Origin of the sequence: Bradyrhizobium uaiense (assembly GCF_010811875.1) — a bacterium.
Lineage (GTDB): Bacteria > Pseudomonadota > Alphaproteobacteria > Rhizobiales > Xanthobacteraceae > Bradyrhizobium > Bradyrhizobium uaiense.
In genome coordinates this window covers 24253-35980 of the sequence record NZ_VKHP01000070.1, presented here as the reverse complement: position 1 = coordinate 35980, position 11728 = coordinate 24253, and the positions used below count along the sequence as shown (strand labels likewise).

Here is an 11728-nt window from a genome sequence, read left to right as displayed (position 1 = left end):
GTGGCAATGGTGGGTAAGGGGCGACCCGGCCCAGTCGCATCCCATCACGCTTGTGTCGCCGAAGATCCATGCCGGCGATCTGATCATGTGCCTCATGCACGTCGCGCCGCAATCGTGGAAGACCACCGTACCGTAGTCCGGGAGCTGCAGCGGGGTTGGATTTCCTGGGGCGGCCGACCTCTCCATCACCCATTCCGCGGTTGCGCCGGGAATGTTGAAGGGTTGCCCCAGACCGGTCAGCGGTGCGGTTTGAAAGAACTGCACGGACCGACTGGTCGTCAGATTCGTGATCACGAACGACACGCCGGTGCGATCCGGCGCGACGTGCATGAGGCACATGATCAGATCGCCGGCATGGATCTTCGGCGACACAAGCGTGATGGGATGCGACTGGGCCGGGTCGCCCCTTACCCACCATTGCCACCACGCAAAGAACGACGTCGTCGGATTGCCCGCGCCCGTGCCAGGATCAATGTTCTGCGCGGTACCAATTTGCGGCAGCGTCGATCTGTAGTACCGACGTTGTCCGTCAAAGCCGATCCAGGTCGAACTGTGATATGTCTCGCTGGCGCGGCCGTTCGCCGGCTGCGTTGGCGTCGGCACCTGAAACTTTCCCCAGACCGACGAGAAGACGGTGCCATCCCTCGGTGTGATGTAGGCACCGGACCAGTTGAGGCTGCTTTCCCGCCGCGGCGATTGGTTGAACGATCGGCGCAGGCCCGCCGTGACCGGGGAAAGCACGCGGATATCGAACGCCTCGAACGCCACCGTCGGACTAAACATCTTCTGCCAGAATGCATACTCGGCCGGCTGAAGCACCGGATCCGGGCGTCTCGGAAAACCGAGCGCCTTCAACTCGTCCTGCGACGCCACCAAGGCGCGAAATCCGGTGGGGGGAAGTACGCTGGTCGTCGAATTCTCAATGGCCTGCTTGAGGCCTTCGGTGTCGTATGCGGGGCTCCGCCCATCCCGGGTGCTCATTGCCATTCGCCCGCGGCAGCAGCGATTGCGCTGTCAAACATCGGCACGACGTTTGCTGTCAGAATGACGGTGTCCAGCAAATCGGCAATTCTGGCGCCGGCTTCCGAATCCTTCGGATAATGCACACCGGCAATCTCGCGGTTTCGGGCGATCGAATCCGCCAGAATCGACAGGTCGGATTTCCATACGGCCTGGTCGGCGGCGGACATCGCCGTTGCGGCGAACACCCTGAGCATGCAGTTCTTCATGAAATGCGCCTGGGTGGAATGCCCGCTCGGCCAGGACGCGTGGCCGGGGACCTGGATCGGCGGCAGCAGGGCGGGGCAAATCTGCGAGGGCCGAGGCAAATCGTACTTGTCCTTGAAATACAATGCGGCAAAGGACCCAATCAAACTCGCGATGTTCAACAGGCGCCAGGTTTGCGTGTGCGAGCCGGGCCTGGCGGTCAGCACAGCCAGAAAATCCGTGAAGAATTCAGCGTCCTGCGACAGGATCAGGCCCATGGCATCCGGCCGCTCATCCCGCGCGGCGAGCACAAGGTTGTCGATCTGGGCGGCATAGTTGGTGACCAGGTCGGTCCGAATCTGGGTGAGGGGGGCGTCAGCGTCGATGGTCGCTGCCCAGCCGGGGACGTTGGCGATGAACTGATGCAGGACACGCCACGCATACCAGTCCGCGGACCATTGCCGGCTGCCGAAATGCAGCGGCGGCGTCCGCCGCAGGCTGCCAAGCTCGTTGGTACCGGATGGGTCGAGCCTCGTGACGAACGGCAAATCAACCCGGTCTGAAATAAACCAACCACCCCCTCCGACGTTGCCGGTGTTTCCGGTGTTGCCGGTATTGCCGGTGTTTCCGGTATTGCCTGTGTTACCCGTGTTGCCTGTCATTGACGTCTCTCCCTCTTTCGGCAGTTGTCGTCAGCAATACCGGTCAATCAGGAAGCCCCGCCGATCGCAGATGGCCGAGCCAGGTTTCCAATGCATCGTCACGAAACGGGCAGCGCGGGGCGTAGGACGAAATGCGGAATCCGGGTTGAATTTCCAGATAGCGGCGCGCCGCTTCCGCCGCTTCTTCACGACGGCCCAGGGCACCGAGCGTGACGATGTGCAGGCGATGATTGAAGCGAATAAGTCCGTTGCGGTTCAATGCGCCCCGCACCCACTCCAGCGCCTGCTCGTAGTCGCCGTTCACGTAGTGAGCCTGGCCGAACAATCCCTCGTGCCAGAACGAGCGCGCGTCGAGCGGCGAGAGCCGGACGCCCTGCTCACCCTGGCGCAGGGCGGCAGGGCCATCACCGAGAAAGCCGGATGTCGCGCTCGCCATTGTCCAGGCCATCGCTGAACTCGGGCCGGCGGCGATCGCGCGGTCGAGGGCTATCCTTGCGCTTTGAAAGTCATGCAGCAGAAATGACTGGACGTGACCATACACCGCCAGCGCGAATGCATCGTCACCGCCTCGATCGATCGCCTCCTTGGCATATCTGGCACCGGCGATGACGTCGCCCTCAGGATCCGGCGATCCGATTTCGCCGATCCGGAATACGTACCACAACGCGACGTAGGAATAGGCCAACGCAAAATTAGGGTCGTGTGAAATGGCTTGCTCGAGCAGGCCCCGCGCCCTCGAAAACGAGTCGTAGTCCATCCGGTACAGCAAATCGAGCGCCTGCAGGACGAGATCGTAGGCGGTCAGGTTCTGCGGATGCTTGCGCATTGATCTCATCAGCTCACGCTCGCGAACCTGCGGCGCGATTTGTCTTACGACGTTGATGGCGATCCGATCCTGAAGCGCAAAGAGTTCGCGAAGGTCGCCTTCGTGCAAATCCGATCGAATGACTTCGCCCGACTCGGCGTCACTGAGCTCGGTCACGATACGGACCGAGGTCATTGTCCTTTGGATGCCGCCATAAAGGACATAACGAACCCCGAGCCGACGCCCGATCTCGCGCACGTCGACGTTGCGGCCGCTGAAGCCGAGGCTGGACCCGCGTGATACGACAAAAAGCTCCTTGAGCCCGGCAAGGCCGCGGATGATGTCGTCAACCACGCCATCGGCGAAATAACCCTCTTCCGGAGTGGCGAGGTTCATTCGGAACGGCAGGACGGCAATCGAGGGGCGAGGTTCCGAGCCCACCGGGGCTTCGCCAACAAGCTTCGCGGGCTGCATGGAACGGTGGAGCGCATACACACGGACAGGCCGACCCATGTTGCGAAGATGCAGATCGCCGAGGTCGATCACGCTGACGTCCAGGTCCTTGCCGATCTGCTCGGCAACGGCGCCTGACATCACGACGCCGCCCGCTTGCGCATAGTTCTGAAGCCGCGCCGCGATGTTCACGCCCTCGCCATAGACGTCATCTTCTTCAACGATGATGTCCGCGGCATTCAGCCCGATGCGAAAGCTGATGCGCTCGTCAGCCGGCATTGCGGCTGTATTCAAGGCTAGAGCTTCTTGCAGCGAGAGGGCACATCGCGTTGCATCGCGCGCGGTATCGAATGTTGCAAGGAAGCCGTCGCCGGTATTCTTGACGATCCTTCCGTTCTGCGCCGTGACGCCCGGGGTGAGGATTTCCGAGCGCAACTGCATCAGCCGGGTATGGGTGTTTTCCTCATGCGCCTCCATCAAGCGCGTATATCCGACCACGTCTGCCGCAAGGATTGCCGCGAGACGTCGGCGAACTTCCGGGACCGATGGGGTCATCATATTATTGATACTTCTGTGAAATTTTTACTGATACGCGACTAAAATCCGGCACAAGCAACAGGACGCCAATGCGAAAAGAATATCGTCATCAAGATCATAAAGGAAGGCTTCGTCCCGAGGTGTGCCAACCGAGTGGGCTGGTACAGTATAGTGTTTGCAACTTCTGAGGGAGTGCTCGTGGAAGCGCAATCGCGATACTCCCAACTGATGGCACGGTGCAGGCCAGGCAGGTATTCGCGCCTTGCGCATGCAACGCAAATGCGCCCCTTGACTTCATGGCTGGATCATCTCGCGGCGAAAACTCGTCACCATTGATCTGCGTCAATGCATGTAACGGCATTCTGCCGTCTCGCCGCCGATCGTGGGCGAGTTTGGCCGGGCGCGCGGTGCTACCGCTGGAGCGATCGTCATCGTTGTCTCCGGTGCCGCCAGTCGTCCGATCGAACGTGCTCGGAATGTCCGCAGGCAACGGAAGATCAGCTGACATGGCTGAGGGCTTCGACATCGCGCGCGAGTTTGCCGCGCCAAGCCTGACTGTCTATGAATTGCTTCACACAGTTTGGACTGTTGATTGAGCGAATTGACGCGGGCTGGTGGAATAACCGCCCTGGAAGCCACCTTGCCGGTCCATGGGACTTGACCGTCAGCGGCACGGGCTGAAACAAGTATTCGTCCTCTGACCCTGGCAACGAAGACCCCCATGCGACTTCCCTTCTTCTACGGCTGGATCATCGTCGCGGTGACGTTCGTCACCATGGCCATCGGCGTCAATGCGCGCACGGCATTCTCGCTGTTCTATCCGCCGATCATCTCCGAGTTCGGCTGGGAGCGCGGCGTCACGGCGGGCGCATTCTCGTTCGGCTTTGTCGCCTCCGCGATCGCGAGCCCGCTGATCGGACGGTTGATGGACCGCCGCGGTCCGCGCGCGGTGATGGAGCTTGGCGTGCTGCTGATGGCCTCGGGCCTGCTGCTGGCGCCGCTGACCACCCAACCCTGGCATCTCTATCTCACCATCGGTGTGCTGGTCGGCTCCGGCAGCGTCTGTCTCGGCTATTCCGGCCAGTCGCTGTTCGTGCCGAACTGGTTCATCCGCAGCCGCGGACTTGCGATCGGGCTCGCCTTTGCCGGCGTCGGCATCGGTTCGGTGACGCTGCTGCCATGGGTGCAGCACATGATCGAGCACACCGGCTGGCGCACCGCGTGCACGGCAATGGGGATCGTGGTGCTCGTCGTGCTCGCGCCGATCAATTTGCTGCTGCACAAGCGTCCGGAGGACATCGGCCTGCAGCCGGACGGCGACGCGGCACCGACGGCGACGTCGGCCAAGCCGGTATCGAACGTCGTCGACCCGGTCTGGGTCGGCACCGACTGGACGCTGTCGCGTGCGCTGCGCACCGCGCGGTTCTGGTGGATCGCGATCGGCTATTTCTGCGGCCTGTACATCTGGTACGCCGTCCAGGTGCATCAGACCAAATTCCTGCTCGACATCGGCTTCAGCTCCAATGTCGGCGTCTGGGCGCTTGGCGTCGTCAGCCTGCTCGGCATTCCCGGCCAGATCTGGCTCGGGCATCTCTCCGATCGCATCGGCCGTGAATGGGTGTGGGCGATCTCCTGCTTCGGCTTCGTGATCTGCTTCGCCGCGCTGGCCGCGCTGAAGTACTGGCCGAGCATGGCGCTGATCTATCTCATGGTCTTCACGCAGGGCGCGCTCGGCTACGGCCTGACGTCCGTGATGGGACCGGTGGTGCTGGAGATCTTCCAGGGCAGGCATTACGGCAGCATCTTCGGCACCGTGATGCTGGCGGCGCTCGCCGGCGGAGCGGCCGGCCCCTGGATCACCGGCCAGCTCTATGACCTCTCGGGCAGCTATACGAGCGCCTTCCTGCTCGGGATTGCCGTCAGCCTGCTGTCGGCGTTCGCGATCTGGCAGGCTTCGCCCCGCAGGGTCCGCGCCGTCGCCGGACAGATGCACAAGATCGCAAGCGCGGCGTGAGCCTAGAGCCCTTTCCGTTCCGATGGAATCGGAACGGGGGCTCTAGATTCTCGTTTGACGCGTTTTCTTCACGCGAACCGGTAGCCACTTCGCTCGAAAACGCTCTAGCGGGCGGAGGAGACGCCGATCGCGCGCTGCAAGTCGGTGATGGCGCGCAGGAAGCTGTCTGCCGGCGTGGTCTCCGGATCGATCAGGCGGTGCAGGCGGAAGCCGTCTTCGAGCGCCAGCACGACGGCACCGGTCCATTCCGGGTTGAGCGCGCCGCTCCGGCCGCCGTTCTTCCCTGTCGTCGCGACGATGTCCGTGATCAGCTTACGCCGCGCGCGCAGCCGTTTTGCCAGTTCAGGCCGCCGCTTTTCCGCGCGTGCGACGAACAGGATCATCTCCATGTGCAGGAGCGGTGAGCGGCCGAGCGGATCTTGCCGCCTGCGATCCATGGTCCGGAGTGCCTCGATGAAATCGGCAAGGTTCTGGTGTTGGGCCAGCAAGTCGAGACATCGCCGGATCGATTGCTCGACGTGATCCTCGAGCATCGCGAAGATCAGCTCGTCCTTGCTCTTGAAGTTCGAGTAGAAGGCGCCGCGCGTGAAGCCCGCCGCGGCGGCGATCGCCTCGATGCTGGCGCCGCCGATGCCCTGTTCCTCGAACACCCGCGCCGCTGCCTCGAACAGCTTCTCGCAGGTGTCGTCCCGTGTCGGTCTGGTTCGAACCCTTGACATCGGCGCATTTTAGGGCAGAATGCAACTCGATACAACAGTGTATCCAATTGCATTCGACAGAACCAGAACCGCCGCATCCGTGATGGTGCGGTCTTGAGGATGACACCAAGGCGCGCCAAGGTCTTAAGCACCGGTGCAGCGAGCGAACGAGGTCACCATGAACGAGCAAGTTCAGCCGGCGAACGGCGATCCGCTTTTCAATCCGCTGGCCCCTGAATTCATTCGCAATCCCTATCCGCATTACGAGCGGCTGCGCCGCCTCGATCCGATGCATGTGAACGCGCACGGCGCCTTCGTCGCCAGCCGCCACGCCGAGGCGAGCCTCGTGCTGCGCGACAAGCGCTTCGGCAAGGACTATGTCGAGCGCACGATCCGCCGCTACGGCCCCAAGATCATGGATGAGCCGGTCATCCGCAGCATGAGCCATTGGATGCTGCAGCAGGATCCGCCGGATCACACCCGTTTGCGCGGCCTCGTCGTCAAGGCGTTCACCGCGCGCCGCGTCGAGGATATGCGTCCGCGCATCCAGCACGTGGTCGACGAGACGCTCGACCGCATCATTCCGCAAGGGCGGATGGACCTGATCGAGGACTTCGCGTTCCGTCTGCCAGTGACGATCATCTGCGACATGCTCGGCATTCCCGAGGAGCATCGCGAGGCTTTCTACACCGGCTCGCGTGACGGGGGACGTCTGCTCGAGCCGGTGCCGCTCTCGGCGGAAGAGATCAAGCAGGGCAATGCCGGCAACGCGATGGCGGCGATGTATTTCCATCAGCTGTTCGAGCTGCGCCGCAAGCAGCCCGGCGACGACCTCACCACGCAGCTGGTGCAGGCCGAAGAGGATGGCCAGAAGCTGACCAATGAGGAGCTCACCGGCAACATCATCCTGCTGTTCGGTGCCGGCCACGAGACCACCGTCAACCTGATCGGCAACGGCCTGCTCGCGCTGTTCCGCAATCCGGACCAGCTCGCGCTGCTGAAGGCCAATCCCGGCCTGATCACCAATGCGATCGAGGAGTTCCTGCGTTACGATTCCTCGGTGCAGATGACCGGCCGTGTCGCGCTGGAGGACATCGAGGATCTCGGCGGCAAGCGCATCCCGAAGGGCGAGAGCGTGCTATGCCTGCTCGGCTCCGCCAACCACGATCCGGCGGTCTATCCCGACCATCCCGAGAAGCTCGACATCCAGCGGCCGAACGTGAAGCCGCTGTCGTTCGGCGGCGGCATCCATTTCTGCCTCGGCGCCCAGCTGGCGCGGATCGAGGCCGAAATCGCGATCTCGACGCTGCTGCGCCGGATCCCCGACCTGCGGCTCGATGACGCGGAAAATCCGGAGTGGCGGCCGACCTTCGTGCTGCGCGGGCTGAAGCGGCTCCCTGCGAGCTGGTGACGTTCCTGCGGGGCTGTGGCCTGCGGTGAGGCGGACGCACGCACGCTTGAAGGGAAATTCACCATCTAACCCGAAGTTGCAGCGGTAAAGCCGCTGTGACTTCGCCATACTTGTCTCTATATTTGGGTTGCTCCGGCCAAGGGTTGGCAAAGGGTTCAGCATAAGGAGGCTGCCGCGGAGCGGGTTCAAAGGGAGACACCGTGCAGACGACGCTGCTCGGCCTGGCAATTGCCTTCATTCTTGCACTGGTCGCTGCGCTGGTCGGCCCGTATTTCGTTGACTGGAACCAGTTCAGGCCGCAGTTCGAGGCGGAGGCGTCCAAGATCATCGGCACGCCGGTTCGTGTCGCCGGCAATCTCGACGCGCGCCTGCTGCCTGCGCCCTCGCTGCGGTTGAAAACCGTCACCGTCGGCGGCACCAACGACCTCGGCAAGGTCCGGGCCGCCAATCTCGACGTCGAGTTCAACCTGAGCTCGCTGATGCGCGGCGAGGTGCGCGCGAACGAGCTCACCATCAACGGCTTGTCGCTCGATCTCGGGCTCGATCCGAAGGGCCGGATCGACTGGTCTCCGTCGAGCGGGGCCTTCAACCTGGCTTCGCTGGCGATCGATCGTCTCAATCTGACCGGCCGTGTCGCGCTGCATGATGCCGCGAGCCGCAGCACGCTCGAACTGAACGACATTGCCTTCAGCGGCGATGTCCGCTCGCTGGCCGGCGCGGTCCGCGGTGACGGCAATTTCATGTTCGAGGGCAACCGCTATCCGTTTCGGATCTCGTCGGGGCAAAGCGCCGATGGCAGCGGCACCCGCCTGCACTTCAACATCGATCCCGGGCAGCGGCCGATGTCCGCCGATCTCGACGGCATCCTGACCTTCGAGGCGCGCGCGCCGCGGTTCGAGGGGACCGTGACGCTGGCGGGCACGCCTGGCCAGCGCGGCGGGAGCGACGTGCCGCCCTGGCGGATCGCAGCCAAGGTGAAATCGGATTACTCGGCGGCGCGTCTCGACCAAATCGAGGTGAGCTATGGCGCCGAGGACCGCGCATTGAAGCTCGCGGGCAACGGCGATCTCCGCTTCGGCGCATCGCCGCTGCTGCGCGCCTCGCTCACGGCCCGGCAGCTCGATGGCGACAAGTTCGCGGCCAAGGATAGCGCCAAGGACAGCAATAACGGCAATGTCGAGCCGGTGCGCGTGTTGCCGGCCCTGCGTGCGGTGCTGTCGGGCCTGCCGCAAAGCCCGATTGCGGCACAGCTGGAGCTGGCGTCGGAGCAGATCATGCTCGGCGGCCGTCCCCTGCAGGATATCTCGGCCGAGCTGCAATCGGATGCGAAATCATGGACGGTGCGCCGGCTGGAGTTTCGCGCACCGGGATCCACGAGGGTCTCGATGAGCGGCGCCAGCGCGCAGGCAGGCGCCTCGAACAGCTTCAAGACCGCGCTCAACATCGAATCGTCAGATCCGGATGCCTTGATGACCTGGCTGCAAGGGCGCGGCGACATCACCTATCGCAGCCAGAAGCCGTTGCGGTTGCGCGGCGACGTCACGGTGTCGCCGTCAGGCTTTTCGATCGACGCGATGAAGGCGGAGATCGAGAGCGGCACGGTCGAAGGCCGCGTCGCCGTCGTGCATCGCGAGGCGGCGAACGGCTCGAAGGTCGAGGCCCAGTTGAAGGCGGAGCGGCTCGATCTCGACGCGACCGCAGCCCTCATCCGCTCGCTGGCCGGCCCGCAAGCCGAATGGCCCGACGAGGCGCTACTGTCGCTCGACGTTGGGCGCGCGATCTCCTCGGGGCAGGAATTGCGGCCGCTGCTGGCGAAGATCGCCTACAGCCCGAAGACCATCGTGCTCGAGCGCGTGAAGATCGGCCAGTCCGACAATGTCACGCTCGATGGCAGCGGCAGTTTCGATCGCGCCAATTCGACCGGCAAGCTCACGGTCGATGCGACCGCCGCGTCGCTCGGCCGGCTTACCGCCGTCGTCCAGCCGTTCGCGCCGGCACTTGCCGCGCGGCTTGGCGTGCTCCGCGCGGACGCCGGCCCGGTCCGTGCCAGGCTTGCGCTCGATCTCGCGAAGGGAAAGGCCGCCGATCGCGTCAGCGCGCGCGCGACGCTCGATCTTGACACGCCGCAGCTCAAGGGCAACACAGTGATCTCGGCGGCGCCGCAGGTGGCCGCGATCCGTACGCTGGATTTCGACGCAGTTCGCCGCAGCGAGGTTACGGCGGAGGGGAAATTCTCGGCCGGCGAGGGCAACGCGTTGCTGGCGCTGCTCGGGCTTGACCGCGTGGTCGCAGCCGGTGCGGGCCCGACGCAGTTCGAGGGTACCGTGACCGGCGCATGGCACGCGCCGCTGCGGCTGAAGGCGAGGCTGTGGGGCGCGGGGCTCGACGCGGACGCGGAAGGCGCTGCCGAGCCTTGGATCAAGGACGGCGGCAGCGAAAGCAAATCCAGTGTCAGCCTTCGTGTCCGCAGCGCCGACATCAGTCCGCTGCTCAACCTCAAATCATCCGATCCGGCCGCAAACATCCGCCTGTCATCGAAGTTGACGCTGGTGGGCGACAGCCTGACTTTCGACGATCTCGACAGCATCGTCGCCGGGTCGCGTCTGCGCGGCCGTCTCGCACTGACGCTTGCCGATCAGAAGAGCGTCGAGGGCGAAGTCGGCCTCGACCAGATCACGCTGGCGCCGATTTTCGCGGCTGCGATCGGTGCGGTTGGTCGTGATGCGACGGAGCCGCTCGGCCAGGGGCTGACAAGCGCGTGGCGCGGCAAGGTCACGTTCGAGGCGCTGCACGGTCTGCTGCCGGGCGGCGCCGAGTTGCAGCCGGTCAGCGGCACCATCAGGTCGGACGGGCAGTCGCTGACCTTCGACGGCATCAAGGGCAAGATCGGCGGCGGCGAGGCGACGGCCTCGATCGATGCGCGACAGGGCGTCAACGGACTTGCGCTCAACGCCAATGTGCAGCTGTCAGGTGTCGACGGTTCAGCGTTGCGCTATCGCAGTCTCGCGATGCCCAAGGCGAGGGCCTCGATGCAGATGACGTTGTTGACGCAGGGCCGCAGCGCCTCGGCGCTGATCGGCGCGTTGTCCGGCAGCGGCGCCGTGACGCTGGAGGGGCTGAACCTTCCAGGCCTCGATCCGCGCGCGTTCGACGTTGCGATCCGCGCCAGCGATTCCGGGCAGGCGACCGACGACATCAGGCTGAAGCAGATCGTCGAACCGGCGCTCGCCGCCGGCGGGCTGTCGGTCGCTTCGGCGCAAATTCCCTTCAACATCCGCGACGGCCGCATCAGGGTCGGCGCCACCACGCTCGCGGCCAACGGCGCCAACGCGATCGTGTCCGGTGGCTACGACATTCCCGCCGACCAGGCCGACATCCGCGCCGCACTGGCGTCGACGCAGGTGGGCACCGCCAGCAGCCGCCCGGAAATCCAGCTGCTTGCCATCGGCACGCCCGACGGGCTGTCCCGCAGCATCGACATTGCGGCGTTGTCGTCGTGGCTTGCAGTGCGCGCGATCGACCGGGAGACCAAGCGGCTCGATGCGATCGAGCGCGGTGAACCGCCGCCACCGCCGATCCCGGCGGCCGTTCCGCCTCCCTCCGCGCCGGCGCCTGATGCGTCCAACTCAAATTCGGCGGGGGCGCCTTCCGCCAACTTGCCGGTGCCCGGTCCCGATCCGCGCCGCGTGCCGGCGAAGCCGAAGGTCGTGGCACCACGGCCGCCGATCGTCCCGCCGGTTGCCACTGCGCCGGCCGTCGTGCCGCCTGCGCCGATTGCGAGCCAGCCGCAGGTCGCGCCGCTGCCGCCACCGATCGAGGTCAAGCCGGTGCCCGGCGCGGCCAGGTCGCGGCCGCTGCGGCCGCCGCTGTCGCTGACGCCGCAGGTCGCCAATCCGCCGCCGCGGCCGGCGATGCAGAACTAAAGCGTTTTCAAGCGAAGTG

General features: G+C 64.6%; 7 protein-coding genes. 3 read left to right on the top strand and 4 right to left on the bottom strand.

The genetic code is table 11. The features are described from left to right. The 3 genes from FNJ47_RS18710 to FNJ47_RS18700 form a co-directional block, all read right to left on the bottom strand. Positions 1-981, bottom strand: a 981-nt coding sequence (locus tag FNJ47_RS18710; protein WP_163155629.1) for an A4/G1 family peptidase, incomplete at its 3' end; no start/stop codon positions are given. Further along, positions 978-1868, bottom strand: a complete 891-nt coding sequence (locus FNJ47_RS18705) for a phosphatase PAP2 family protein (RefSeq protein ID WP_163155627.1) — start codon at positions 1866-1868, stop codon at positions 978-980. The genes FNJ47_RS18705 and FNJ47_RS18710, both read right to left, overlap by 4 nt. Before the next feature lie 43 nt (positions 1869-1911). Then, positions 1912-3681 (bottom strand): adenylate/guanylate cyclase domain-containing protein, encoded by a 1770-nt coding sequence (locus tag FNJ47_RS18700; RefSeq protein ID WP_283811258.1) that lies wholly within the window; start codon positions 3679-3681, stop codon positions 1912-1914. Between the two features lie 703 nt (positions 3682-4384). On the opposite strand from FNJ47_RS18700, the gene FNJ47_RS18695 reads away from it, so the two are divergent. Next, complete coding sequence (locus tag FNJ47_RS18695) at positions 4385-5677, top strand: MFS transporter (protein WP_163155623.1); 1293 nt, start codon at positions 4385-4387, stop codon at positions 5675-5677. A 104-nt stretch (positions 5678-5781) separates the two neighbouring features. On the opposite strand, the gene FNJ47_RS18690 is transcribed toward FNJ47_RS18695, so the two are convergent. Continuing rightward, positions 5782-6396, bottom strand: coding sequence for a TetR/AcrR family transcriptional regulator (locus FNJ47_RS18690; RefSeq protein ID WP_163155621.1), 615 nt, complete (start codon positions 6394-6396; stop codon positions 5782-5784). 157 nt (positions 6397-6553) lie between these two features. On the opposite strand from FNJ47_RS18690, the gene FNJ47_RS18685 reads away from it, so the two are divergent. Then, positions 6554-7786 carry a cytochrome P450 gene (locus tag FNJ47_RS18685; RefSeq protein ID WP_163155619.1) on the top strand — a complete coding sequence of 411 codons (1233 nt, stop codon included), beginning with the start codon at positions 6554-6556 and terminating at the stop codon, positions 7784-7786. A 200-nt stretch (positions 7787-7986) separates the two neighbouring features. Beyond that, positions 7987-11709: an AsmA family protein gene (locus FNJ47_RS18680; protein WP_163155617.1), complete on the top strand. Its 3723-nt coding sequence runs from the start codon at positions 7987-7989 to the stop codon at positions 11707-11709. Positions 11710-11728 lie beyond the last annotated feature (19 nt).